25 protein-coding genes and 3 tRNA genes are annotated in these 24,010 nt (G+C 45.5%); 16 read left to right on the forward strand and 12 right to left on the reverse strand.

Going from position 1 to position 24,010, the window contains the following annotated elements; all coding sequences use genetic code 11:
• Nucleotides 1–272: 272 nt before the first annotated feature.
• The 4 genes from AM228_RS25270 to AM228_RS36440 all read left to right on the forward strand — a co-directional run bounded on the left by AM228_RS25270 (nt 273) and on the right by AM228_RS36440 (nt 3,287).
• Nucleotides 273–1,433, forward strand: coding sequence for a GTP-binding protein (locus tag AM228_RS25270; protein ID WP_054469693.1), 1,161 nt, complete (start codon nt 273–275; stop codon nt 1,431–1,433).
• A 193-nt stretch (nt 1,434–1,626) separates the two neighbouring features.
• Complete coding sequence (gene dtd / locus AM228_RS25275) at nt 1,627–2,073, forward strand: D-aminoacyl-tRNA deacylase (RefSeq protein ID WP_054469694.1); 447 nt, start codon at nt 1,627–1,629, stop codon at nt 2,071–2,073.
• Between the two features lie 307 nt (nt 2,074–2,380).
• Complete coding sequence (locus AM228_RS25280) at nt 2,381–2,944, forward strand: Uma2 family endonuclease (RefSeq protein WP_054469695.1); 564 nt, start codon at nt 2,381–2,383, stop codon at nt 2,942–2,944.
• Between the two features lie 217 nt (nt 2,945–3,161).
• Nucleotides 3,162–3,287 carry a hypothetical protein gene (locus AM228_RS36440; protein ID WP_255353266.1) on the forward strand — a complete coding sequence of 42 codons (126 nt, stop codon included), beginning with the start codon at nt 3,162–3,164 and terminating at the stop codon, nt 3,285–3,287.
• On the opposite strand, the gene AM228_RS25285 is transcribed toward AM228_RS36440, so the two are convergent.
• From AM228_RS25285 to AM228_RS25305, 5 genes are all read right to left on the reverse strand, one after another.
• On the reverse strand, nt 3,284–4,264 hold the full coding sequence (locus tag AM228_RS25285) for a hypothetical protein (protein WP_054469696.1): 981 nt from the start codon (nt 4,262–4,264) through the stop codon (nt 3,284–3,286). The genes AM228_RS36440 and AM228_RS25285 overlap by 4 nt on opposite strands.
• Before the next feature lie 251 nt (nt 4,265–4,515).
• Nucleotides 4,516–5,487: a hypothetical protein gene (locus tag AM228_RS25290; protein ID WP_054469697.1), complete on the reverse strand. Its 972-nt coding sequence runs from the start codon at nt 5,485–5,487 to the stop codon at nt 4,516–4,518.
• Nucleotides 5,484–7,418 carry a serine protease gene (locus AM228_RS25295; protein WP_054469698.1) on the reverse strand — a complete coding sequence of 645 codons (1,935 nt, stop codon included), beginning with the start codon at nt 7,416–7,418 and terminating at the stop codon, nt 5,484–5,486. The genes AM228_RS25290 and AM228_RS25295 overlap by 4 nt, the downstream gene beginning before the upstream one ends.
• A gap of 234 nt (nt 7,419–7,652) precedes the next feature.
• Nucleotides 7,653–8,999 carry a serine protease gene (locus tag AM228_RS25300; RefSeq protein WP_054469699.1) on the reverse strand — a complete coding sequence of 449 codons (1,347 nt, stop codon included), beginning with the start codon at nt 8,997–8,999 and terminating at the stop codon, nt 7,653–7,655.
• A gap of 314 nt (nt 9,000–9,313) precedes the next feature.
• The gene (locus AM228_RS25305) at nt 9,314–9,961 is read right to left on the reverse strand and encodes a COP23 domain-containing protein (protein WP_072160922.1); all 648 of its coding nucleotides are present in this window, start codon (nt 9,959–9,961) and stop codon (nt 9,314–9,316) included.
• A 500-nt stretch (nt 9,962–10,461) separates the two neighbouring features.
• On the opposite strand from AM228_RS25305, the gene AM228_RS25310 reads away from it, so the two are divergent.
• The 9 genes from AM228_RS25310 to AM228_RS25340 all read left to right on the forward strand — a co-directional run bounded on the left by AM228_RS25310 (nt 10,462) and on the right by AM228_RS25340 (nt 17,093).
• The gene (locus AM228_RS25310; RefSeq protein WP_054469700.1) at nt 10,462–10,773 is read left to right on the forward strand and encodes a hypothetical protein; all 312 of its coding nucleotides are present in this window, start codon (nt 10,462–10,464) and stop codon (nt 10,771–10,773) included.
• Nucleotides 10,774–10,956: 183 nt separating this feature from the next.
• Nucleotides 10,957–11,451, forward strand: coding sequence for a helix-turn-helix domain-containing protein (locus AM228_RS25315; protein ID WP_054469701.1), 495 nt, complete (start codon nt 10,957–10,959; stop codon nt 11,449–11,451).
• Complete coding sequence (locus AM228_RS33545; protein WP_156332054.1) at nt 11,451–11,795, forward strand: hypothetical protein; 345 nt, start codon at nt 11,451–11,453, stop codon at nt 11,793–11,795. The genes AM228_RS25315 and AM228_RS33545 overlap by 1 nt, the downstream gene beginning before the upstream one ends.
• A 17-nt stretch (nt 11,796–11,812) precedes the next feature.
• Nucleotides 11,813–12,631, forward strand: a complete 819-nt coding sequence (locus tag AM228_RS25320; RefSeq protein ID WP_054469702.1) for a pentapeptide repeat-containing protein — start codon at nt 11,813–11,815, stop codon at nt 12,629–12,631.
• 65 nt (nt 12,632–12,696) lie between these two features.
• Nucleotides 12,697–12,840 (forward strand): hypothetical protein, encoded by a 144-nt coding sequence (locus tag AM228_RS33550; RefSeq protein ID WP_156332055.1) that lies wholly within the window; start codon nt 12,697–12,699, stop codon nt 12,838–12,840.
• A gap of 106 nt (nt 12,841–12,946) precedes the next feature.
• Complete coding sequence (aroC, locus tag AM228_RS25325; protein ID WP_054469703.1) at nt 12,947–14,044, forward strand: chorismate synthase; 1,098 nt, start codon at nt 12,947–12,949, stop codon at nt 14,042–14,044.
• 293 nt (nt 14,045–14,337) lie between these two features.
• Nucleotides 14,338–15,189 (forward strand): MBL fold metallo-hydrolase, encoded by an 852-nt coding sequence (locus tag AM228_RS25330; RefSeq protein WP_054469704.1) that lies wholly within the window; start codon nt 14,338–14,340, stop codon nt 15,187–15,189.
• Nucleotides 15,190–15,722: 533 nt separating this feature from the next.
• A complete protein-coding gene (gene cofG / locus AM228_RS25335; protein WP_197285410.1) occupies nt 15,723–16,712 on the forward strand; it encodes a 7,8-didemethyl-8-hydroxy-5-deazariboflavin synthase subunit CofG in 990 nt (329 codons plus the stop codon).
• An 84-nt stretch (nt 16,713–16,796) separates the two neighbouring features.
• Nucleotides 16,797–17,093 (forward strand): DUF433 domain-containing protein, encoded by a 297-nt coding sequence (locus tag AM228_RS25340; RefSeq protein WP_255353267.1) that lies wholly within the window; start codon nt 16,797–16,799, stop codon nt 17,091–17,093.
• Between the two features lie 90 nt (nt 17,094–17,183).
• Here the strand turns inward: AM228_RS25340 and cpdA are convergent, their stop codons facing one another.
• Nucleotides 17,184–17,978: a 3',5'-cyclic-AMP phosphodiesterase gene (gene cpdA, locus AM228_RS25345; protein ID WP_054469706.1), complete on the reverse strand. Its 795-nt coding sequence runs from the start codon at nt 17,976–17,978 to the stop codon at nt 17,184–17,186.
• A gap of 139 nt (nt 17,979–18,117) precedes the next feature.
• On the opposite strand from cpdA, the gene AM228_RS25350 reads away from it, so the two are divergent.
• Nucleotides 18,118–18,188: transfer RNA gene (locus AM228_RS25350), tRNA-Cys, on the forward strand.
• 261 nt (nt 18,189–18,449) lie between these two features.
• On the opposite strand, the gene AM228_RS25355 is transcribed toward AM228_RS25350, so the two are convergent.
• The 3 genes from AM228_RS25355 to murA all read right to left on the reverse strand — a co-directional run bounded on the left by AM228_RS25355 (nt 18,450) and on the right by murA (nt 20,881).
• Nucleotides 18,450–18,531 (reverse strand) — tRNA-Leu (locus AM228_RS25355).
• Nucleotides 18,510–19,391, reverse strand: coding sequence for a M48 family metallopeptidase (locus tag AM228_RS30280; RefSeq protein WP_072160923.1), 882 nt, complete (start codon nt 19,389–19,391; stop codon nt 18,510–18,512). The genes AM228_RS25355 and AM228_RS30280 overlap by 22 nt, the downstream gene beginning before the upstream one ends.
• 110 nt (nt 19,392–19,501) lie before the next feature.
• Nucleotides 19,502–20,881 carry a UDP-N-acetylglucosamine 1-carboxyvinyltransferase gene (gene murA, locus AM228_RS25360; RefSeq protein WP_082349083.1) on the reverse strand — a complete coding sequence of 460 codons (1,380 nt, stop codon included), beginning with the start codon at nt 20,879–20,881 and terminating at the stop codon, nt 19,502–19,504.
• 265 nt (nt 20,882–21,146) lie between these two features.
• Here murA and AM228_RS25365 point away from each other — a divergent pair.
• Nucleotides 21,147–21,230, forward strand: a tRNA-Leu gene (locus AM228_RS25365).
• A gap of 6 nt (nt 21,231–21,236) precedes the next feature.
• Here the strand turns inward: AM228_RS25365 and AM228_RS33555 are convergent.
• On the reverse strand, nt 21,237–21,392 hold the full coding sequence (locus AM228_RS33555) for a hypothetical protein (protein ID WP_156332056.1): 156 nt from the start codon (nt 21,390–21,392) through the stop codon (nt 21,237–21,239).
• A 191-nt stretch (nt 21,393–21,583) separates the two neighbouring features.
• On the opposite strand from AM228_RS33555, the gene AM228_RS25370 reads away from it, so the two are divergent.
• Nucleotides 21,584–22,423 (forward strand): RNA methyltransferase, encoded by an 840-nt coding sequence (locus AM228_RS25370; protein WP_231636944.1) that lies wholly within the window; start codon nt 21,584–21,586, stop codon nt 22,421–22,423.
• Between the two features lie 205 nt (nt 22,424–22,628).
• Here the strand turns inward: AM228_RS25370 and AM228_RS25375 are convergent, their stop codons facing one another.
• Together AM228_RS25375 and msrP are read right to left on the reverse strand one after the other, a co-directional pair.
• On the reverse strand, nt 22,629–22,880 hold the full coding sequence (locus AM228_RS25375; protein WP_054469708.1) for a hypothetical protein: 252 nt from the start codon (nt 22,878–22,880) through the stop codon (nt 22,629–22,631).
• A 55-nt stretch (nt 22,881–22,935) separates the two neighbouring features.
• The gene (msrP, locus tag AM228_RS25380) at nt 22,936–23,919 is read right to left on the reverse strand and encodes a protein-methionine-sulfoxide reductase catalytic subunit MsrP (RefSeq protein ID WP_054469709.1); all 984 of its coding nucleotides are present in this window, start codon (nt 23,917–23,919) and stop codon (nt 22,936–22,938) included.
• Between the last annotated feature and the right edge of the window lie 91 nt (nt 23,920–24,010).

Below are 24,010 nucleotides of genomic sequence, written 5' to 3' on the forward strand. Positions count from 1 at the left end.
CCCCCACACCCCACACCCTCTCTTTCCCACACTCCGATGGCGGCTCCGATGGCGGCTCCCCACACACCCCACACACCGATGGCGGCCGATGGCGGCCGATGGCGGCCCCACACCATCAAGACATTTCGCCAAGAATTCAAAATCAATCCCTGACAATGCCTCCTGATTCAATTAAAATGAATCAGTGAACACTTTTTTAGCTGTTCCCCATTCTCGGCTTCTCGTTCAACAGTCAACTCTTGAGATATCCAGAACCATCAAATAACAACCCTATGCAATCAGCAATTAAACCCGAAACGACCCTGACAGAACCTCTGACAATGGATGCCCCCAAACAAGGCTTACCTGTCACTATTATTACCGGATTTTTGGGCAGTGGTAAAACTACCCTACTGAACCATATTTTAACCAACCAAACTGGCCTAAAAATTGCCGTTTTAGTTAATGAGTTTGGGGAAATTGGCATCGATAACGAACTCATTGTAGCCACCGAAGATAATATGGTAGAACTCAGTAATGGTTGTATTTGCTGCACCATTAATGAGGATTTGCTGAATTCGGTTTACGGCATTTTAGAACGTTCGGAAAAAATCGATTATTTAGTAGTAGAAACTACCGGGTTAGCTGACCCGTTGCCGGTAGCTTTAACCTTTTTAGGCACCGAACTCCGAGATTTAACTCGCTTGGATTCTATTGTTACTGTAGTCGATGCGGAAAATTTCAGTGTGGATCTATTTAATAGTGAAGCCGCTTACAATCAAATTGCCTACGGTGATATTATTTTATTAAACAAATCTGATTTGGTTGAACCCAGCCGATTAGATGCGTTAGAAACCCGACTGCATGAGATTAAAAAAGACCCCAGAATTTTGCGAACCACTCAAGCAAAAGTTCCCTTGCCTTTGATTTTGAGTGTGGGTTTATTTGAGTCGGATAAATATTTCGATGCCGCCGACGAAAAAGAAGCCCACGATCGCAGTCATAGCCATGACCATGACCATGACCATGACCACGATCACGATCATACTGAATGCGACCATGACCACGGCCATTGCGTTCACGACCATGACCATGACCACGATCATCACCATCATCACCATTCCGATCATTTGGCAATGGATGGGTTTACTTCCCTTTCTTTCCAATGCGATCGCCCCCTTTCTGTGCGTAAATTCCAATATTTCTTGGATAACCAATTGCCAGAATCAGTGTTTCGGGCGAAAGGGATTTTATGGTTTGATGAAAGCGATCGCCGCCATATTTTCCACCTCAGCGGCAAACGCTTTACAATGGATGACGATCAATGGCCTTATGCCCCAAAAAATCAGCTAGTTCTCATTGGTCAAAACCTCGACCATGACACCCTGCGATCGCAGCTAGAAAACTGCATTTGTCTCCCCTCAAAAACCCGGGCAAAAGGCTTTGGTAAATAATAATTAAAGGTAGCCGCCAATCGAGCAGGGGAGCAGGGGAGCAGGGGAGCAGGGGAGCAGGGGAGAATTTTTCCCCTTATCCCCTCTGCCCCTTATCCCCTGCTCCCCGTTTCCCTCTGCCCCTTATCCCCTCTGCCCCTTATCCCCGTTCCCCGTTCCCCGTTCCCCGTTCCCCGTTCCCCAACCACCAACCATGCGCGTTATCCTTCAACGAGTCAAATCATCTCAAGTCACCGTCAACGGCCAAATCATTGGTAAGATTGGCCAAGGATTAAACTTACTCGTAGGAATTGCCCCAACTGACAGCGAAAAAGAACTCGAATGGATGGCGCGAAAATGTTTAGAACTACGGCTATTTCCTGACCCAGAAAAACCCGCAGCGAGGTGGGATAAATCCGTATTAGAAATTAGTGGAGAAATCCTAGTAGTCAGCCAATTTACCCTCTATGGAGACTGTCGCAAAGGTCGCCGTCCCTCCTTCGATATGTCCGCGCCTCCAGAAATCGCCGAAAAACTTTATCATAATTTTGTCAACCGCTTAAAACAGAGTGGATTAAAAATAGAAACTGGCGAATTTGGGGCAATGATGAACGTAGAAATTGAAAATGACGGGCCGGTTACATTATTATTAGAAAAGTAGGATAACCAGAAACCGGGCAGAAACCGGGTTTCTTTTCGGGATATCACAGTTATCTGTAGGTGGCATAAAAGAAACCCGGTTTCTAGGTTCTTCGTGGGGGTTCAGAAACCGGGTTTCTGTCGTGAAAATTACGGTTATCTGTAGGTGGCATAAAAGAAACCCGGTTTCTTAGTCCTCGCAGATAACCCAGAAACCGGGCAAAAACCGGGTTTCTTTTCGGGATATCACAGTTATCTATGGGATAAAAACCAGAAAACGGGTTTTTTTTCCTCTCTTTATTATATCACAAAAACAAGAGAACATAGTCATGGCAATTAAACTTAACACCCGCAAATTTACCATCAGCGAATATCATCAAATAGCTGAAAAAGGTATTTTATTAGAAGATGAGCGGATTGAATTAATTAAAGGAGAAATTATCCAAATGTCCCCCATTGGTTCTCGTCATGCTGCTTCTGTGCGCCGACTCACCCAACTTTTTTCTCAAAAGTTAGGACAAAATGCTTTAATTAGCGTTCAAAACCCGATATTTTTGGGGGATGATATATCAGAACCGCAACCGGACTTAGCCATAGTTTCCTATCGGGATGATTTTTATCTTGATGCTCATCCTCAACCCCAAGATATCTTACTATTAATCGAAATTGCTGACTCTTCCGTAGTTTACGATCGCGAAGTAAAAGCACCCTTATATGCAGCAGCGGCAATCACTGAACTTTGGTTAGTAAATTTAATTGAACAGCGATTAGAAATTTATCGGCAACCGGCAGCCAATGGATATCAAGAAATTAAATATTGCCGTAAAAATGACAGCATTTCTAGCCTAGCTTTTCCCGATATTGCTCTCACCGTAGCGGAAATTTTAGGATAACAGATATAGTCTAGAAACCGGGTTTCTTTTCGGGATATCAAAGTTATCTGTGGGCGGCAAAAAAAACCCGGTTTCTAGGTCCTTGGGGTAGGTTCAGAAACCGGGTTTCTGTCGTGAAAATTACGGTTGTCGGTGGGATCCAAGCAAGAAACCCGGTTTCTAGGTTCTTCGTGGGGGTTCAGAAACCGGGTTTCTTTTCGGGATATCAAAGTTATCTGTGGGTGGCAAACAAGAAACCCGGTTTCTTTGTCCTCGCAGATCGCCCAGAAACCGGGTTTCTTTTCGGGATATCACAATTATCTCTGGGATGCAAACCAGAAACCCGGTTTCTAAGTCCTCTTAGTCGGGGGTTCTGAATTCCGCCTCCGCTGCACTGACTAATTCAGCCAGAACCGCTCGAATGGCGACTAATTCTGCCGGTGGGTTGAGCAAGAATTCGTCATTACTGGCTTTGATTAAAGCATTGTAAGCAGCTACAGCCGCCAAAAGTTTTTTTGCATCTACCCTGCCACCGCGCAATAGTCCCAGCAAACTTTCTGCCAGTTTCCACGCGGATAATTGTCCCGCCCCTCCCTGTCCTAACGCCCGAATTAAAGGATTTTGTAGTGGATCGCCAAATAAGGATTTGCTGGTGGGGTCTCCAGTTAACAAGGTGCTTAACGCCTGTTGCACGGAAGCCGGAATGGAGGCACCCCCAGCACCACCCGCACCGTCACCGCTGCCAAAAGTCCCCGCCCCTAATTGCACGATCACGCCTTCTGCGACAACTTGTGTCGGTGAACCCACTTCTCCAACGGGGGCAAATTCCACTTGCGGCGCGGAAACAGTATCTCCTGGGGCGTTTATTGGAGTTGGCTGTGTTGCCTGTGGAGCTTCGCCGGTTTCGGTTGCCTCTGTGGTTTCTGTTTCGGCGGTTTCGGCGGTTTCTGTCTCTGTTCCCTCTGTTCCCTCTGAGTCTGCTTCAGGCAGCAGTTCAAAAGGATCATCTTCAGTACCATTGTTGTTTACATTTGGCTGCTTAATTTCTGGGTTAGTTACTGGGTTAGTTACTGGGTTAGTTACTGGGTTAGTTACTGGGTTAGTTACTGGGTTAGTTACTGGGTTAGTTACTGGATTAATTACTGGGTTAGTTACTGGGTTAGTTACTGGTATTGGTTTTACTGGTGGCGGTGGGTCAATAATTATTGGAATAGAACAATCAGAGCAATTTCCTGCATCTGAATCTGAATTAGACAATGCTTTTGATGCCAGCAGTAACAGGCTACTATTTCCTAGCAGTAATGCCAAAGTTATTCTAAATAAAAATGATTGCATTTTCATGGCTTTATGAGTCGCGACAATAATTTCAAGATTTCCAACCCGTAGGGGCGAAGCATTCCGGCAGGTATTTATCGGTTAACAGGTTAACTTTTATCCCAGAATGCTTCGCCCTTTCCCGCAGGTATTTGTGGATTAACCGATTACAGCAAAAGTCATAAAGGTGCGTTACGGCTGGAATGAAAGTTAATTTTTTATGGCCAAAATTAATTGCCAGCCTAACACATCCTACACCTGACAAGTTTTTGGTGTAACTAGAAAAAATAGCTGTAACCAACTCCCACCCGGAACCGAACTCCGTCCCCCGCACTGCCAGTAATATCGGTAAATGCTGGACTAATTACCAGGGGAATATTTGGTAATGGAACAACAGAAAATCCTAACGATAAATCTTGCCCCGACCAGTCCGCGATCGCGGAAACAGGTTGGGCAATTCTTAAACCAACACTGCCAAAAACATTGACCGTATTTGTATCATCGTTAAAATCATCTTCCGTGCGAAATCGCCCATTACCTAATCCCAGAGAAACCGTCAGTCTACTTAAAGGTTCGGCGGTACTTTCTTTAAGGTTAAATGTTCTCGAAGCGACCCCATAAACGCTAGTTCCCGCATCGGTAAAACCCCAGACAATAGCGTTTTCTATGCCCACAGCAACCATCCAATTATTAGCAAGGATTCGACCGGCTTTAAAGCTAAAACTACCTCGCTTCATAAAACCGTCATCATAATCCCGGTTACTAAATAAATCCAAGACCGTAATTGTGGTTTGAAAAGCTACGTTTTTCCGAGGATCGCCGACCCCAAAACCTGTGGATATTGCCCCATCAGAACTATCAGTAAATCTGGTTCTTTCTTGAAACCCTGCCCCGGTAAAAGCTTGACCCCAACGCGCAGTAAAAGCGGTGGGAGAAAGAATACTGGAACTGGGGGCAACGCGACGTTGTGAACCAACTCCTTGAACTTGTTGGGGCACCGTAACGTCTACTTTAGGAGGAAGAGGCAATAACCACTCTTGTTCTAATGATTCCCGTGATGTTTCGCCCCTGGTAGGAGTTTCTACATTCGGAGGATCTGGGGGAGCAAATTGAACAAATTGGCCTAATTCTTGGGCGCAAATACTCTGACTAAACATCTGACTAAACATTTGCATCGCCAAAATAGATATAAAGGCGATCGCGCCCTCGGTAAGTTTTCCCGTCTCACGGGAAACAGGCTTAAATATCATTGCGATACCCCTCCCAAACCTGACTGTGAATCATCTAACTCTTCTAGCTGCTTTAATATTGCTAAAGCATCTAAAGTTGCTGCATTTTCAGGATTAATTTCTAGGGCTTTTTCAAAAGCTAATCGGGCTTCGGCATAGCGGTTATCCACAATTAAAGTTAACCCCTTCGCTGCCCAAGCTGCGGCATCATCAGGATTACGGTTAGTTGCTTCGCCAAAAGTAGCGATCGCCCCTTCTCGGTCTGTTAAACCAAATTGGGCTAAACCCAGCCGGTGTAAACCATCAGACTGTGCCAAATTAATCGCCAAAATGTCCGCCAACGCCTCTGGAGTCTCTCCATTTTGTCGTAAAAATTCGGCCAAAACATCAGCCCGTTGGAAAGCAGCATTATAATAATTTGGCTGAATTCTTAACACCTGTTCATAAGCGGCAACAGCGGCAGGTAAACGGTCTAACTTAGCTAAAGCATCACCTTTGTGAACCCAAGCGAAAAGATATTCTGGGTTAAGCTCAATTGCCCGTTCAAAAGATGCTAAAGCTGTCTCATTTTCTCCTAACTCCATCTGGGCAAAGCCTTTTAAATCTACCGCCACAAAGTCAGTTTCATTAACTTCTAATACTTTTTCAAAAGCACCCAATGCTTCATCATAGCGGTTTAACTTAGATAAAACTAAGCCCTTATAGCGCCACAGACTAGCATATAAATCTAAATCCCGTTCAGCCTGAGTTTTCTCCTCTTCTTTCTTCGGATTTTGGTAATTGTCACGAGTTTGCTCATAAGGAAAAGTCTCAATAGCTTTTTCATAAGAAATCAGCGCATTTTTAAAGTCTCCTAAATCAGTAAACACATTGCCTCGCGCCAACCAAGCTTGATAGAAAGATGGGGCTTTTTCTACCGCCTTATCATAAGCCGCGATCGCATAATTTTGGTATTTAATCCCTTCTTGATTTCCTGTAGCCTTAAAAACATCCCCAATGCGCCACAATTCATTCCCATAATTCACCCATACGCGAGGATCTTCTGCTCGTTCACCTTCAGGAGTTTCTGGCACAAGAGAAGTCAAAGACGCTGCTACATCTTCCCGACTTACATTCCTCGGTGCTTCCGTAGTTGTTTGTAAAACGGTTTGAATTTCTTGGGCGGTTTGATGACCTAAAAAAGTTTGAATGGGAATTCCCATACTATATCCTGAACGAACCCGAAAATCATTAGTTCCGGCTTCAACTTCATTGACTCGATCCCCTTCTGACTGACCATGAATCGCAATCACATAGCCATTAGCATCCAATACCGGGCCACCACTCATACCGGGGTAAGTAATACTGGTGTAAAGTAACTCATAACCTAATTGACTTGAACGATTTGCTAAAGCCGCAGCCAAATCTTTGCCTACTCGTAATCCTGGGCTAAATAATCGCTGTGCTTCTTCTCTTCCTGCGGGCCAACCAGAGGCAAAAACCAATTGAGAAGTATTGCTGCCTACTTGAGATTTTAAGTCATAATTAGCCAAGGTCGCTATGCGATAATCGCGATCGCTGGTAAATTGCAAAATTGCCAAATCCACCAGTTCCCCATTCTCGTCCGTTAACTGTTGAACCGTAGCATAATCGAGGATAACTTCTTCAGTTGCCTTATCTTCTTTGCCTGGGGTGACAATTGTATATCCCCTTTCTTTTCCTAACTCTCGATCTTGAACCACATGATAAGCAGTCAGGACATAATAGACCTGGGGACTGTCTCCACTTTTGCCAATAATCACCCCAGACCCAGACCCAGACGCCGATTCATTATTTCTAATTAAAACCGTAATTTCTCGAGCTCGTTGAGACAGTTCTTCCACAGTTAAAGCTTGGGCGATTTGCGGCTGAAACATCACGATCGCCGCTGTAGTTCCCATCAGTGCGGCAGAAAGTTCGTAGGGAAATCTCATGGCTTACCTCTTTTTCATTCTTATTCTTACTTTTCTTCTTTTATTCCCAGGGACGGGGTGCAGGGGAGCAGGGGGTGCAGGGGAGCAGAGGAGCGGGGGAGCGGGGGAGATATTTTTCTCCTCATCTCCTCATCTCCTCATCTCCTCATCTCCTCATCTCCTCTGCTCCTCTGCTCCTCTGCTCCTCCGCCCCTCCGCCGTCGGCGGTCTCCTCATCCCCTCATCTCCCCCTAATTACCAAGCAGTCTGTCCAGATGGATTTGCCAACTGAGGAGACGCCACCTCTGGGGCAAAATTAGAGAAATTATTCTCCGTTCCCGACTCCAGGGGCATAATTAACAAGCCATCGGACGTAGAAAGCGTTCCCCCTAGTTGTGGGTTTAGCTGCGAGTTCCGTTGCGGGCTTAATTGCGGGCTGAGTTGCGGATTTATTTGTGGATTCAAGAAACTATCTGGGTTGGGAGGTAATGGTGCCAATGGTTGATTGTTCATGGTTGACCGTTGACCGTTACTGGTTGACGGCGAAATTGCCCCCAGACCAGTCCCGTTATCTCCCCCCAATGTTTCGTCCAACGGCTGAATCAAAAAGCCATCCTCAGTGGGTAATCCAGTATCTCCCCCGATTCCTTGACCAAAACCTCCCCAAGCTACTGGCGGCAAATTGGCCGATGAATTTGCTGGTAGGTTGCCTGATGAATTTGGCCATAACCCTGCCGAGGAATTAGTGGGCAAATTTGCGGATAAGCCAGAATGCCGTAAGGACAAACCTGCCGCCAACTGCACCAAAGTTTCCATGGGAATCGCCCAACTAGAGCGCACCATTACCTCACGAGTTGCCGCGCTCGGTTCGGAACCGTCTATATATATATAAGGATTGCCCCACAGAGGATAAGCGTGCATTCCGTTAATCCCCACGACTTCACCGCGATCGTTCAGCAACGGCCCGCCGCTCATCCCCTTATCGATCCGATTGCTAAACCCAAGTTGATAGCCTTTTTCCAAGGCGCGATCGGGCAACAACGTCACCGTCCCATCCCGGAACACAAAGCCCCCAGCCTGAGACGGATCGACCCCATTGGGAAATCCCCCGGCATAGACGCGATCGCCCACTGTCAAACTTGCCCCCGCCCCCAGAGAAGCTACGGGATAATCCTGGGTACTAGAAAACTGCAACAGCGCCAAATCATTGCCGCCGAAAGCCACATTTTCCAGCACCTCAGCCGAATACACCCGACCGTCCGCCGTCTCCACTCGGTAAGGAGCCCCTGGAGTCAGCACATGACGATTTGTCACCATCGTATAAACCGACCCCTGGCGCTGAATAATCAACCCGGAACCATTGGTAGAGCCGGTATAAACCTTCACCGAAATAGACCGGGCGACCTGGTAAAGCCTAGTAGCATCAAAGCTTGCCTGCGCCGAACTTTCCTCCGGCGCAAACTCTGTGGATTCCGAAAAGCCTTCAGGAAAAACCGCTGGTTGTGCCTGTGATGGCCAAGCCAAGCAAACCGTACCCAAACAAGCCGCTGTCGATAGCCAAAGAAAATTCATCATTAAACTGTGATAAGTTACTTTCAACATAAAAAAGCCCCCGGCTTTTGCCGAACTTACGCCGTATTAACTATCAAGCGCTGAATTTTAGGAGCGATCGCGAGTCAAACCTTCAATACCAAGCCTTCGATATCTTCGATATATAGAAATAATGCGTAAGTTCTGTTTTGGCACCGCCGGGGACTTCGCTGGGATATCAGAATTCCCCGGCTTCTAGGAAAAGCCGAGGAATTCGTTGGCATATCCGAGCGGCCTAAATCCTCTGCTTTTCATCTCTGGAGATCCTCGCTTGGTGGCACAAGCAGAGGATCTTTTTTGCGACATAGCAAAACAAAAAACGAAATCTACCAAGCTGTTCCACCACCCCCACTGCTGGGCTGAGGCATCGGACTCGGAGAAGTCGCCCCTGGTGCTGGCGAAGGAGTTGGGGACGAAGCGTTTGAACCACCAGCCCCTTGAATTTGACTGGCATCTACTGGTGACGACCCTTCCAAGAAGGCGTTCATATCCAGATAAACCTTTCCTTCTGATTCATTCAAAGGGCCAGCGGCCAAGTTGCGGATATCGAATAACTGCTGAACCGTCCGACTGGCGTCGCTACCCGGTTTCAGAGTGAATAACACCATGCTGCAAGGTCCGCCATTATTGCTGCTGGTGCAAACCACGGGCTGCCCGTTTTTATACCCAGTGGTGATGTAATTCAAAGTCCCCTGGTTATAAGCACTTTGGAATCGCCCTGAAACTTCCTGACAACGGCGTTCTGGGGTATAGCCAGAATCGCTGAACTGATGGGATACCCAATTAATAATCGGAATCGCGCCGATAGGGGTTTGAGCGAAAGTGACGGGAACACCTGCATTTGGCCCTGTCACCCAAACTCCGCAGTGGAAAGTAGTGTTATCCGCTTTACTCGGTGACTGGAAGGCGGCTACGGTCGTTAAAGTTAGCGCGGCTGTAGTGAAAAAGCTGGCTAACGATCGCGTATTCATCATATATATGCTCCTAAGTTTTGAATGATATATTCAGTTGTTCGGGGCGATCGTTGCAAAATAAATTTTGCTTTTTATATTTTAATCATTTATCACAAAAATGCCAATACTTTTTCAAGAATTTACATATTTTTTACTGATATTTTTGGCTGATTTATTTTTCGACAAAACTGATCCATCGACGATCTAAAACGACTAAAAACTGAGCCAAAAACCGCTCTAACTGAGCCGCAACTGAGCCGCAACTGAGCCGAAACTGAGCCGCAACTCGCTCTAAATGAGCTTTAACCGAGTCCTAACTGAGCCGCAACTGAGCCGCAATTGAGCCGCAACTGAGCCAAAATAACTCATCTCTGATATAAACTTATGCGCGGCTATGCTCAGTGATCAACCCAATAAAGGTTAATTTTATAATTATATTTGATAATTTATTAAAAATAATAAAAATGGTTATTTAAAAAATAAATAAAATAACTATGTACTCGGCATACAACTAACAAATAATGATTCGTATTTACTATTTGGGAGGATTCAGAAACCGGGTTTCTTTTCGGGATATCACAATTATCTGTCGGATAAAAACCAGTTTCCCCGGTTTCTTAGTCCTCAGAGATACCCCAGAAACCGGGCAGAAACCGAGTTTATTTTCGGGATATCACAGTGCATCTACGGGATACAAACAAGAAACCCGGTTTCTTGATCCTCGCAGATCGCCCAAGAAACCGGGTTTCTGTGGTGAAAATCACAGTTATCTGTGGGATGCCCGAAAGAAACCCGGTTTCTTGGTCTTGGAGGCGATCGCTATCCGAAAATAAAATAGCCAATTCATCCGCTGCCAATCCGTTATCCCATCAGCTATCCGCTGCCAATCCTTACTATTACGATGTAGTAAATCAAAACAACCAACAAACAACAAAAAATAAAAAATAAAAAACCTCTTGACATTCTGATTTATCCCTGCTAAATTACTATTGCGATGTAGTAAAAAGCCAGGAAAAATGAGCAACCCAACCAGCAGCCCCACCCATATCGGCACCACCGAAGCCGCCCACTACCTAGGCATTTCCACCGTCAGACTCCGCATTCTCCTCCAGCAAGGCAGAGTCAAAGGTGCCGAAAAACAAGGCCGCGCCTGGATCATCCCCTTATTTAACGGAATGCCGGTCATCGAAGAACGCGGCAAAGGACCCAAAGGCACCTGGTACAAGCGCCCCCGCCAAGTCGAAACCTGCATCCTGGTCAACCGGCAAACTATTGGCAAAAACGCCAAAGAAGGACAGAATGAGCCGCCGATTGTGGTCAAAGAAGGCAAAAACCAGCATGAATGCCATGAATTAGAGATAAATGGCTCATGCCGAATTGTGTACACTCCCCACGAAACCGGCCCATGCGGTGCTCGGCTGTGGATTGAAGCGGCGGCTCATGTGCCCTTAGTAAGAAAGATTTTTGCCACCTATCAGCCAGTCAGTCAGCCGGTTACAGCGTTTGTTTGATGAGTGAACCACAAATATTGGCAAGGACGAAGCATTCCCGGAAAAAATTGACGCTTCTTACCCATAGAATTTCTGCGGGAATGCTTCGCCCCTACAAGCCCTTCTGCCCGTCTGCAAGGACGAAGCATTCCCGGAAAAAATTGACGCTTCTTACCCATAGAATTTCTGCGGGAATGCTTTGCCCCTACAATCCCCCTGCCCCTCTGCTGCAAAATAATTATCCTGACTTGCCTAGAGTTGGTTTGTACATCCTAGTAAATGTTGGCGTTTTAGCAGTAGCCAGATACCGATCGCCTGACAGTGACGGAAAACCTTCGAGCAACCAAACCAACCAAACGAAGTAGGAGTATAAAAACAGAATATGGCCAGCAATCCCACGCATATTAAACGCTTATTATCCACCAAACAATGTCAAGGGGGGGATCTGCGCGATGCTCACTTGGCAGGGTTCAATCTAAGTAAGGCTGACCTCAGTGGAGCGCATCTGATCTTTGCTAACCTGAATGGGGCGAACTTAGGTCATGCCAATCTCAGTGGGGCTGATTTGAGTTTTGCCAATTTTGTCGGGTCGGATTTGCAGGGAGCAAATCTAAGTGGCATCGATGCTCAAGGGGTGAACTTTTTGGATGCTAAACTGATCCAAGCCCACTTGGGGGGTTCGGATTTGGTGTTTGCGAATTTAGTTAATAGCGATTTAACCAATGCTGACCTGAGTGGAGCCAACCTGGAAGGGGCGAACCTGATTGGGATTACTTTGAATGGCAGCAAGCTGACTGGAGCAAACCTGACCGGGGCTAACTTGGGGCAAAGTAAACTGAGAGGCGCGAATCTCAGTAATGCTCAACTGACCGATGCTCGGTTGGTGGATGCGGATCTTAGTGATGCCGATTTGACTGGGGTAAATTTAAGAAATGCTAATTTACTGAATGCGAATTTAAGCGGGGCAAATTTAAGCGGGGCAGATTTGACGGGGGCGAATTTGGCTCAGGTGAAGTTGGATGGGGCGATCGGTTTATATCAATCGCCGCCGATGGAAAGACATCCGATGGATAGTCAGGCTTCTCCCCATTATCCCCCTGGTGGGCAACAGCCCGCTTATTTGAGTTTGCTTCATTCTGGAAGCGATCGCGATCGCACATCTAATTCCCGACCCCCCCATACGCCGCAACTTCAGTATTAAATCAATGCTGAATATCCATGTTAAATATCCATGTTAAATAACATTGTCAGACATTAATCCTGTTGATGCATACAGATAGTTTCTTTAATCCATTGGCGATCGCATCTACAAATAGCCAAATACCAGGGACAAATGCCAGGGACAAATGTCAGGGACAAATACCGGGGACTCGCGATCGCCCCTGTCATACCATCCAGATTATTGTCTGACAAACAAGCCGCTATAATGCAAAGCAACCTATGGGCAGCCGATTGGATCAAATTCGGCTAAAATACTAGACCCAGAGGCTTTTTTTCACAGGCTTTTTCATAAATCATGGGCAACACATTCGGACATCTTTTCAGAATTACCACGTTTGGCGAATCTCATGGCGGTGGCGTCGGCGTTGTGATTGATGGGTGTCCTCCACAACTCGAAATTTCCGCCGCCGAAATCCAGTTTGAGCTAGATCGGCGCCGTCCCGGACAAAGTAAAATCACCACCCCGCGCAAAGAAACGGATACTTGTGAAATTCTTTCGGGGGTTTTTCAGGGTAAAACCCTGGGGACACCGATCGCCATTTTGGTGCGGAACCAGGACACTCGACCCCAAGACTACAACGACATGGCGACTAAATATCGCCCCTCTCATGCGGATGCCACTTACGATGCTAAATATGGCATTAGAAACTGGCAAGGAGGGGGGCGATCTTCGGCGCGAGAAACCATTGGTCGAGTCGCTGCCGGGGCGATCGCCAAAAAAATTCTCGCCCAAGTCGCCGGGGTAGAAATCATTGGTTATGTCAAACGCATCAAAGACCTAGAAGGGGAGATCGACCCAGCCACCGTCACCCTGGAACAAGTAGAAAGCAACATCGTGCGTTGCCCTGACACTGCGATCGCAGCACAAATGATCGCCCTCATCGAACAAATTGGCCGCGAAGGGGACTCCTTGGGCGGCGTCGTGGAATGTGTCGCCCGAAAAGTCCCCAAAGGCTTAGGTTCTCCGGTCTTTGACAAACTCGAAGCCGACCTAGCCAAAGGAGTTATGTCCCTACCGGCCTCAAAAGGCTTTGAAATTGGTTCAGGGTTTGCGGGTACCCTCCTTACCGGCAAAGAACATAACGATGAATTCTATATAGATGAAACTGGCAATATTCGCACCGCCACCAACCAATCCGGGGGAATTCAAGGTGGCATTGCCAACGGTGAGGACATTATTATCCGAGTAGCCTTTAAACCAACTGCTACAATTCGGAAAGAGCAGCGTACTGTCACCAGCACCGGAGAAGAAACCGTGCTGGCTGCCAAAGGCCGCCACGATCCTTGCGTCCTACCCAGGGCAGTGCCAATGGTAGAAGCAATGGTTGCACTTGTCTTGTGCGATCATCTTTTGCGTCATCAGGGTCAATGTGGTGCATTAAAGATAAATTAGTGGTTAGTTGTTAGTTGTTTGTTATTCGTTATTCGTTATTTATTATTTGTTATTTGTTATTTGGGGTAAAGTTGGGTTCAAACAACAAACAACCAAAGAATCTCTACCCAACCAACAACAAACAACAAACAACAAACAACAAACAACGAATAACGAATAACGAATAACGAATAATATAGATAGAAAAACGGTAAGACCCGCCCCGTTTTTCTCTCATCCCTTCCTCAATATATTTTCCTCAAAGGAAAACCAGGGAAGCGTATGCTCACCTAGCGGGAATCGTCAAATAAACCATGAGCCATTCTTCTGACTTTTTCGTTCAATTCTGGGGGGTACGTGGCAGCGTTCCCACTCCAGGAAAAGACACCGTTCGCTATGGTGGCAATACTTCCTGTTTGGAAATGTACATCGGTGGCAAACACCTAATTTTTGATGGGGGAACCGGCTTACAAGTTCTCGGTCAAAGCTTGCTCGAAGCACAGCCCCTAGAAGCCTATATGTTTTTTACCCATTATCACTGGGATCATATTCAAGGCTTTCCCTTTTTTAAACCAGTATTTATCTCTGGCAATCGCTTTCACATTTATGGATCGGTTCCCCCCAATGGCGAATCCATGAAACAGCATTTTCTCGAACGGGTACTTCATCCCAATTCCCCGGTTCCCCTCTCGGGAATGAAAGCTGATATCACTTTCCATGAATTAATCTGTGGGGAACCGTTCAGTATTGATGATATTTACTTTGAAACCGGGCCATTGAATCACCCAAATACCGCAATGGGCTATCGGATTACTTGGCAAGGGCATTCCGTATTTTATTGTACCGATACCGAACACTTTCCCGATCGCATGGACGAAAATGTACTACATCTGGCGCGAAATGCTGATGTTTTCATTTATGATGCAATGTACACCGACGAAGAGTACAATAACCCTAAATCCCCTAAACATGGATGGGGACATTCTACCTGGCAAGAAGCGGTGAAAATTGCCAAAGCAGCCGGAGTGAAAAAATTAGTCATTTTTCACCACGAACCCACCCACGGCGATCAAGTGCTTGATGGTATTGGGGCACAAGTTAAAGAAGCATTTCCTAACTCAGTGATGGCACGAGAAGGCTTGATTTTAGATATCATTCATGGTTAATCATACAGCTAATTATCGCTTTTTTTTTAATCAACTATCAGCGAACAGCAGATAGCGAACAGTGGATAGCGGATCAGCTATCAGGAAAAAGACCAGTGAATAATGAATAATGACTAATAACCTGCTGCCCAAAAATAATCCTGCAAAGCTTGATATTTTATTGATAAGATATTTATAAGAACAACCTGATATGCCTGGAATATCGTGACAGTTACTCGGTTGTTTTTTCACCTGTTCAATCAGCTATTCAATATATTATGGGACACAGCATTACTGTGTCCTTCATGCCTAATTATTATCCGGGGCGTAATTTTGGAGGTAGCCTGAATCACATCAGATTGATTACTCAAAAATCAAATAAACTCACATAATTATAAATTCTAAAAAATAATTCTAAGAATGATTAGAAATCAAAACATATATAGAGAAAAATCAGACAAAAAAACCGCTTAGAAATAAGCTCATAAATACTCCCATAATAAAAATTATATCGTTTAATATATTTTTATACAAAATATAAAATAAATCAATAAATGCTAATCCCTAGTTTAACATCTAAGCTTATTACCTATAGTCCAGCCTATACCCTGGTGCCAACTTACGAATGTTTTAATCGTTGTAGTTACTGTAATTTTCGGGAAGAACCGGGTAAAAGTCCTTGGATAAGTTTATCTGAAGCTGAAGCATTGCTGAAGTCTTTAGCAAATAAAGATACCATAGAAATTTTGATCCTCAGTGGGGAAGTTCATCCCCAAAGTTCTCGCCGCAAAGCCTGGTTTGAAATAATTTATGACTTGGGAGAATTAGCTTTAAATCTGGGATTTTTACCCCACACTAATGCTGGTATTTTGACTTTTGCGGAAATGGCAAAACTGAAGGAGGTGAATGTGTCAATGGGATTAATGTTGGAACAAATCAATCCTAATTTATTGACAAATGTACATAAATATGCACCTAGTAAGTTGCCATCTTTACGACTGGAACAGTTAGAATGGGCGGGACAATTAGAGATTCCTTTTACGACGGGATTATTATTAGGAATTGGCGAATGTGATGCCGATCGGCAAGAAACTTTAGAGGCGATCGCGCATATCCAGGAAAAATGGGGACATATCCAAGAAGTTATCCTGCAACCTTATAGTTTAGGCAGCCAACAAATCTCAGATGCACCTGGTTTTAATCTGGAACAATTGCCGGAAGTAGTAGCGATCGCCCGTCAAATTCTCCCGAATAATATAACTATTCAAATTCCCCCCAACCTTGTCACCCAACCCCAAATATTACTTGCTTGTTTAGACGCAGGGGCTAGAGACTTAGGAGGAATCGGGCCGTGGGACGAAGTAAACCCTGATTATCCCCATCCCCACCATCAACAACTGGCGGAAATTTTAGCCCCAGGGGGTTGGGAATTAGTCCCCCGTTTGCCCCTATATCCGCAATATTACAGTCGTTTGTCAGAAGCGCTACAAAATTCCGTCCAGAGAGGACGGTTAAATGGTAAAATTTATTCGGAAATAGCATGAAAAATATTCATTAAATAGTTAGTTAAGATTATTACCCTAGTAACAACCACTGAGTATAAACATATTCTCCTTGATGAGCATCAAGTGCCATTTATTAACGGAACATCGATGAAAGTTGTAGAATTAGTGACTTCTGTTCAGGCTTATGGATGGAGTCCAGAAGAACTACATTTTCAGTATCCTCATTTGAATATGAGTCAGATTCATTCAGCTTTAGCTTATTATTGGGAACACAAAGCAGAAATTGATGAGGATATGAAACGTCGCTTTGAGTATAGCGAGAAACTACGCTTAGAAGCCGGAGAATCTCCTTTATCAAAAAGACTGCGTAAATTTTTTATTGGTAAGGGCGAAGCATTCCGGCAGATAAATTTGTGGTGAAAAACCGGAAGTTTTTACCGGAATGCTTTGCCCCTACAGAGGCGATCGATTATTCTGAAAAAGGCTGTAATTAACATCTCCGATAATTTATCAGTCTTTTCCCAGGTGAGGGGGATAAGCAAACGCCACGCGCTCAACTTTGGTTTCCCAACCGCCATCAGGATAAATCGTTAATAACCGATATCCGGGAAATGCTTCGGGATCGATCGCAAAATCCACACTCTTGGGCAGAAACTGCACGCAAGTAGAGGGGGTGGTGAAATAGCGGATTTGTTCTCGCTTCGTGTCCCATGATTGGTGAACGTGACCGCAGAGCATAATTTTAATTTGCGGATAGCGATCGAGAATGGCAAATAAAGCATCGGCATTTTTCAAGCGCAGGCGATCGATCCATTCTGACCCGATCGCCAACGGGGGATGATGCATCACGATCGCTACATGGCGATCTCCTGCCAACTTTAGCTGCTTCTCCAACCAACTCAAACTCGTTGCCGAAACTTCCCCATCCACGCGACCCGGAATATTAGAACACAACAGAATAAAATGCCAATTACCCACCTGCACCGACTTATTCAGATAAATCGGTGGTTGAGACAAAATCCGCTCCATTGCCAACAAATCATCATGGTTGCCCGGTATCCAATAAGTCGGAATCCCCAAAGGACGTAAAACATTACCCAAATACTCATAAGACTGCGGGGTCTCATCCTGAGACAAATCTCCAGTCAGCAACAAGATATCAGGCTGATGCTCTAACTGTTGCAAATGTGTAATCACTGCTTGGAAAGACCGAGCCGTTGCCAGACCCATCATCTTCTTCCCAGGGTCGGCAAACAAATGTAAATCTGTCAATTGAGCAATTCGCAGGGGGGCAGGATAAACCATTGATGCGTTTCCAAAACCGGCAACTATATTTATATATCAGCTTATGCGCTCTCCAGAAAACTTTTTTACCCAAATCCTTGCCTTTTTCTGGATCGCTCTGCTACAATAATAAGCCGGAACCAAAACAAATTGGAACCAAGGCGGCATGGCCAAGTGGTAAGGCAGAGGACTGCAAATCCTTTACCCCCAGTTCGAATCTGGGTGCCGCCTTATATGTAAAACCTTATATCTATATATCTAGCCATCTAGCCATTTCAATTAAGCTTGATACAGCTAGGCGCCCCCAAAATATCGTGGCAAGCATTGCCAACGCCAACGCGGGGGATTTTCCGCCGCACCCCTACAGATGCCAAGCCACCAGATATTGTGTAAGGGGCTTTAGAAAGCTCTGAAAGCTCCGCTTTTGAAATAAACATAAAATTAAACTCTTATAAGCCTTAGCCTATAAGAGTTTAATTATTATAAGAGATATGGGCGAGGCGAGACTCGAACTCGCAAGGCCGAAACCGCCACATTTTGAGTGTGGTGCGTCTACCAATTTCGCCACTCGCCCTTGGGATTGGGCTTGACTTTTTTATTATACACGATTTCTTGCCTTTGCAACACTGATTCATAATCTTTGCTGCTGGCCCATCGCTGGATTTCTCTAGCACGTAGGACTGGCAAGGGATGCGTCAACTGGGAGGACTGTGCTTCTTTAAAGATTCGTCCCATCTCAGTCTCGCTTATTATATCATAAGTTTTCGCTTGTGCAAGAAATGCATCTAAATTTAATTGCGGAGCCAGAGTGGGAGAGCCTCCGGCCAGTTTCATCAGTACAGAACTGACGACTCTGGGGTCTTGGGTGGCTAATAAAGCCGCGCGATCGCAGCTAAACTCCGCACAGCGCAACCATTGGAGAATTTGACTCTGTAAACCTTGGGCAATTAACCCGCCTAAATTCGGCAACTGCCCTGCGGCCAATAAAATCAAATTGGCTAAAGTGAGATACACCCCATGTTCGCATTTCAAGTGTCCCAGTTCGTGAGCCATCACTGCTTGAATCTCTGCCGGTGTCAACATAGAAATCAGTGATGTATGTAGCACGATAAAAGGCTGCTTGCCTCGCATCGCAAATGTATAAGCATTTGGGACGGGATTTTGGCGGACATACAATTGTGGGGGTTCCAGATCCAGTATCTGGCAGGCTTCTAACAGCGCCTGATGCAGTTCGGGTAACTGCTGCTCGTTCACCAGAACACTAGAGGCAATATTTTCTAAGTAAAAAAATTGCTCTCCCAGGGCTCCAAGCAGTTGCCGCACTATTAAATCTAGTCCGGGCAACTGTTTGAGTGAATTTGTTGCTTCAAAATCGAGCGGATGACGAAAGGCGTCGGCTCGTAAACCAATCAGTTGTACCTTAGAGACAGCCATGCCAGTTATGGACTCAGAACTTGGGACTTAGGAAATTCAGCTATTTTACCGCAGATAGATCGAGGGTCGATCGATTGCCAATCATCCGCACCATCAAGGGTTTTTTGGGCTTATTGAGCCGCGACTTGTAAAGGTGGGATTGTGGCTGTAGCAATTTCGGTTGTATCATTTACTGACAATCGGCGCAATCTCGCACCAAGTTTTTGCAGTTTCAGATCCAACCTTTCATAGCCGCGATCGAGATGTTGTAAATCTTGGACAATGGTAGTTCCTTCGGCGGCGAGTCCGGCTAAAATCAGTCCCGCAGAGGCTCGTAAGTCGGTGGCTAATACGGGGGCTCCCGATAACAGGGGGACTCCACGCACGATCGCGGTGTTACCTTTGACCCGAATATTAGCACCCAAGCGATTTAACTCCGCCACATGGCGCATCCGATTTTCAAACACGGTTTCTGAGATGGTGCTGTCGCCATTACTCAGGGTCAACAAGGCCATAAATTGTGCCTGCATATCCGTAGGAAATCCGGGATAAGGCATGGTGGTAATATCGCTGGCTTTAATTTCGTAAGCGGGAATAATCCGCAGGTGATTTGGGGATTCGATGACAATCTTGCAGCCAATTTCGCCCAATTTGGCGATCGCCGCTGTCAGATGATCGGGAACGATCGGCGATAACGATATCTCGGAACGAGTAATCGCCCCAGCGATCAAAAATGTTGCCGCTTCAATGCGATCGGGAATAATCTCGTAATCAGTGGAATGTAATCGAGCAACACCTTCGATGACAATTTTCTTGGTGCCCGCGCCCCAAATCCGAGCGCCCATTGATTTGCAGAAATTAGCCAAATCCACAACTTCCGGTTCTTGGGCTGCATTTTCGATCGTGGTTTCCCCGTCAGCCAAAGTTGCCGCCATCATCAAAGTTTCGGTAGCACCCACACTGGGATAATCTAAATAGATTTTGGCTCCTTTTAAGCGTCGATTGGGGCCGGGAACCGCTGCTTTGACTACGCCATGCTCAATCTGTACATGGGCACCCATTGCTTGCAGACCTCGCACATGGAGATCCACTGGTCTAGCGCCAATGGCACAGCCTCCGGGCAGGGGTACAGAAGCCTCTCCCAACCTGGCTAACATCGGCCCAATAATAAAGAAACTGGCCCGTAGCTGACTGACTAATTCATAAGGTGCTTCGGTGCAGTGGAAATCCCGCGCATTGAATTCCAATGCATCAGGGTTATGGCTGACTTGGACGCCCAAGGATGAGAGCACTTGCCCCATACGCTGAACGTCTGAGAGATTTGGGATGTTGCGTAGGCGGCAATCCCCTGAACAGAGGATGGTTCCAGCCATTACAACTAACGCAGCGTTTTTCGCCCCGCTAATGTTGACATGACCTTTGAGGGGGTATTGTCCTTGAATTTCTAGGGCAGTGGCAAAAGACGCTTCCGGTGAAGCTTTTTTGTTTAGCGAAGCAAGAGAGAGAGTAATAGGGGTATCCTCCGATATGGATAATATTACAGTTTTTTAAGTTGGTTTAGATTCTAGCGGAAAGATGGTAATTGTCCAGATATATTTGATTTATTTTGCGGTCAATTGACAATTCTGGATATTCTACTTGGGCTATTTTTCCGCGATCTCATCTGACTGGTGTCGTTGCCCCCTGGCAAGTCACCTAAAAAATTTTTCTTTGAGGTACTTGACATTAGCAAATATTTATGAAAGGATAGATTGTCTGAAATCACAAGGTCAACAAGCGGAACTGGCGGAATTGGTAGACGCGCTAGATTCAGGTTCTAGTGTCTGCAAAGACTTCCGGGTTCAAGTCCCGGGTTCCGCATATTTATTAACAGATACCAACTAGCTTCCTCATATTTATTAACAGATACCAACTAGCTTCCTCTGGGTAAAAAAACAAGCCTTGAGGAATATTTTTTTTCGGTGCGATCGCCCATTGACCGAAATCGCCTTGAATCTTGTTTTCACCGAGAGTTGTTGTCATAAGTTCTTGTCATAAAATGATGATGGCAATGATGTAGCAATTAATCTAGAAAATCCTCAACGCTTATTACTATATTTCACAAATATTATTCAGGCAATCCGTAAAAAATTTAATTAATTTATAAAATCGTCTCTGACTATTCTCCTCTAGGATGATTATGGTACAATAGGAAAAGCACTTTTTTTAAGTCTGTGAGACCTGTAGCAGCCTTGGCACAACCACCATCCGCTTCAATAGTAATTGAAATCAGCAGTCGGCAAAATCCTTTAGTCAAGCAAATTCGTAAGCTACATGACGCCAAAGGAAGACACCGAGAAAATCAATGTTTGTTAGAAGGCACCCATTTACTGGAAGTAGCCTGTGAAGTAAATTATCCCTTGCTTAATGTTTGTGCAACTCCCCAATGGATTGCCCAAAATTTATCCCTTTGGCAAAGAATTTCCACCCAGGCAAAAAAGTGCCAAGTGCTGAGTCAATTGGTACTAGAAGCGATCGCTACTACGGTGAATCCTGATGGGATCGTAGCTACCGCGCCCCGTCCTACCCTCGATCCCCAACAGATGCCCAAAACGGGGATCGCTTTAGCTTTAGAAACAATTCAAGATCCGGGCAACTTGGGGACAATTATTAGAACCGCAGCGGCGGCTAATGCAGCGGGTTTATGGTTAAGTGCCGATAGCGTAGATTTAGATCATCCGAAAGTTTTGCGTTCTTCCGCTGGGCAATGGTTTCGTTTGCCAATAGCGGTGAGTGCGGATTTAGTAACTCAGGTGAAACATTGCCAAAATCAAGGATGGCAAATTGTGGCCACGGATGCTCATGCTTCATTCACCTATTGGGAACTTGACTATTGTCAACCGACTCTAATTTTGTTAGGAAATGAAGGCAATGGTTTATCCCCGGAATTGTCAGCGCTTGCTGACAAAACAGTGACGATTCCCCTGAGTGGGGGAGTGGAGTCCTTGAATGTGGCGATCGCTGCTGCCCTAATTCTCTACGAAGCGCAGCGGCAAAAAGTCAGTAAATCTTGACATTTTGGGGTAATTTGTGGGTTATTGCTCAGGTTTTCTATTAATCATTAGTTATTAGTTATTTAGTTATTTAGTTATTATTTAGTTATTAGTTGATTGCTGGTTAGTTGTTATTTACCTGCTATTAGTTATTCGTTATTTAAAGAAACCCATCAATAACAAACAACAACCAACCACCAACAACCAACAAATAACAAATAACAAATCAAATGCGATCGCTATCCAAATGTTTTGCCGCCATAAATTGATCAATATCCGCTGCCGCATCTTCTAAAGCACTCAACAGGAATTCCTGTTTAGGTTTTTTCGGGGGTGAGGCCACTTTAGCCGCTGGTGTGGCGGGGGTTTTGGGGGATAGAGGGAGATCGCTGGACTCTAAAGTTGCTTCTAATTTTTCCAAGGCATCGATCAATTCATCTTCGGAAGATGTATGGCGTTTTTCTGGATCGTGATTCATGGTAAGTCAGTAATTTCAAAATTATTTGTGGGTGATGCCAAATAACCAATAACTTTTAGGTTTGGTACAGCCCAGCGACATATTCACCGTAACCGTTATAAGGCTGAGTGGGGACAGTTTCCCAACTTAATGCAGGACCTGGCCCGACTAACCGTTCTTTCGCTTGAGACCAACGGGGATGAGGCTTATTGGGGTTGACATTCGCTTCAAAATCGTACTCATTCGGCACCAAGGTATGCCAGAAAGTCGCCGGTTGCTGGTCTAAAAATTCAATTTTGACAATCGATTTCGCCCCTTTGAAACCATATTTCCAAGGCACCACCATGCGGATGGGGGCGCCATGTTGTTTGGGTAAGGTGCGATCGTAAATTCCCGTGGCAAAGAAAGCGAGGTCATTAGCCATTTCCTCAATCCGCAAGCTTTCTTGATAGGGCCAAGGCAAGGAACCAAAGGCAAAACCTGGTCCTGGGGTGACTTCCGGATCGTAGTAAGAGGAGAAGCGGACAAATTTTGCGGCGCTGGTGGGATTGACATCTTCAATGATTTTCTTCATGGGAAATCCAATCCAAGGGACGACCATTGCCCAAGCTTCTACGCAACGAAAGCGATAAACCCGTTTTTCAATGGGAAATTTTTTCCGCAGGTCATCGAGGTCGTAGGTTTTGGGCTGGTTGACTAAGCCGGTGACTTCGACTTTCCAATCGTCTGTGGGTAAGGCTTGGGCTGCCCGCCAAATGGATTTGGTGCCGCCAAATTCATAGAAGTTATTGTAGCGAGAACTGAGGGATTGATCGGTGATCGACCGTCCGGCTGTGGCAAAATCAGGGTTGACGGGAACTTGACCGAGGGAAATGGTTCCCGCTGTGGGGTCGTTGCCCCCTTCGGACTGCTGTTGACAGCCCATGATCGGTAAAATGCTGACGCCAATTCCAGCAGCGATCGCCTGTTTGAGAAACTTGCGCCGATTGATAAAAACGGATTCTGGGGTAATTTGACTTTCGGGAATGTCCCAAATTTGGGGAACGCGAATCAAAACCATAATATTTAAATTTTTAAATTGAGATCATCGCCACCAGATCGGGGCAAACAGATCGGGGCTTACTTGAATGATTTAGGGCGTGTCATCAATT

It is taken from the genome of Planktothricoides sp. SR001 (genome assembly GCF_001276715.1).
GTDB lineage: Bacteria > Cyanobacteriota > Cyanobacteriia > Cyanobacteriales > Laspinemataceae > Planktothricoides > Planktothricoides raciborskii.

Bases quoted from the DNA above. Each gene is read 5' to 3' on its own strand.
- AM228_RS25300 (WP_054469699.1), bottom strand. From the start codon at position 8,999: ATGTTGAAAGTAACTTATCACAGTTTAATGATGAATTTTCTTTGGCTA.
- AM228_RS25290 (WP_054469697.1), bottom strand. From the start codon at position 5,487: ATGATATTTAAGCCTGTTTCCCGTGAGACGGGAAAACTTACCGAGGGC.
- AM228_RS25320 (WP_054469702.1), top strand. From the start codon at position 11,813: ATGGCCAGCAATCCCACGCATATTAAACGCTTATTATCCACCAAACAA.
- aroC (WP_054469703.1), top strand. From the start codon at position 12,947: ATGGGCAACACATTCGGACATCTTTTCAGAATTACCACGTTTGGCGAA.
- AM228_RS25315 (WP_054469701.1), top strand. From the start codon at position 10,957: ATGAGCAACCCAACCAGCAGCCCCACCCATATCGGCACCACCGAAGCC.
- AM228_RS25285 (WP_054469696.1), bottom strand. From the start codon at position 4,264: ATGAAAATGCAATCATTTTTATTTAGAATAACTTTGGCATTACTGCTA.
- AM228_RS33555 (WP_156332056.1), bottom strand. From the start codon at position 21,392: ATGACAACAACTCTCGGTGAAAACAAGATTCAAGGCGATTTCGGTCAA.
- dtd (WP_054469694.1), top strand. From the start codon at position 1,627: ATGCGCGTTATCCTTCAACGAGTCAAATCATCTCAAGTCACCGTCAAC.
- AM228_RS25305 (WP_072160922.1), bottom strand. From the start codon at position 9,961: ATGATGAATACGCGATCGTTAGCCAGCTTTTTCACTACAGCCGCGCTA.
- AM228_RS30280 (WP_072160923.1), bottom strand. From the start codon at position 19,391: ATGGCTGTCTCTAAGGTACAACTGATTGGTTTACGAGCCGACGCCTTT.
- AM228_RS25295 (WP_054469698.1), bottom strand. From the start codon at position 7,418: ATGAGATTTCCCTACGAACTTTCTGCCGCACTGATGGGAACTACAGCG.
- AM228_RS25280 (WP_054469695.1), top strand. From the start codon at position 2,381: ATGGCAATTAAACTTAACACCCGCAAATTTACCATCAGCGAATATCAT.
- AM228_RS25310 (WP_054469700.1), top strand. From the start codon at position 10,462: ATGATTCGTATTTACTATTTGGGAGGATTCAGAAACCGGGTTTCTTTT.
- AM228_RS25330 (WP_054469704.1), top strand. From the start codon at position 14,338: ATGAGCCATTCTTCTGACTTTTTCGTTCAATTCTGGGGGGTACGTGGC.
- AM228_RS25375 (WP_054469708.1), bottom strand. From the start codon at position 22,880: ATGAATCACGATCCAGAAAAACGCCATACATCTTCCGAAGATGAATTG.
- AM228_RS25270 (WP_054469693.1), top strand. From the start codon at position 273: ATGCAATCAGCAATTAAACCCGAAACGACCCTGACAGAACCTCTGACA.
- msrP (WP_054469709.1), bottom strand. From the start codon at position 23,919: ATGGTTTTGATTCGCGTTCCCCAAATTTGGGACATTCCCGAAAGTCAA.
- AM228_RS33550 (WP_156332055.1), top strand. From the start codon at position 12,697: ATGCATACAGATAGTTTCTTTAATCCATTGGCGATCGCATCTACAAAT.
- cofG (WP_197285410.1), top strand. From the start codon at position 15,723: ATGCTAATCCCTAGTTTAACATCTAAGCTTATTACCTATAGTCCAGCC.
- AM228_RS33545 (WP_156332054.1), top strand. From the start codon at position 11,451: ATGAGTGAACCACAAATATTGGCAAGGACGAAGCATTCCCGGAAAAAA.
- cpdA (WP_054469706.1), bottom strand. From the start codon at position 17,978: ATGGTTTATCCTGCCCCCCTGCGAATTGCTCAATTGACAGATTTACAT.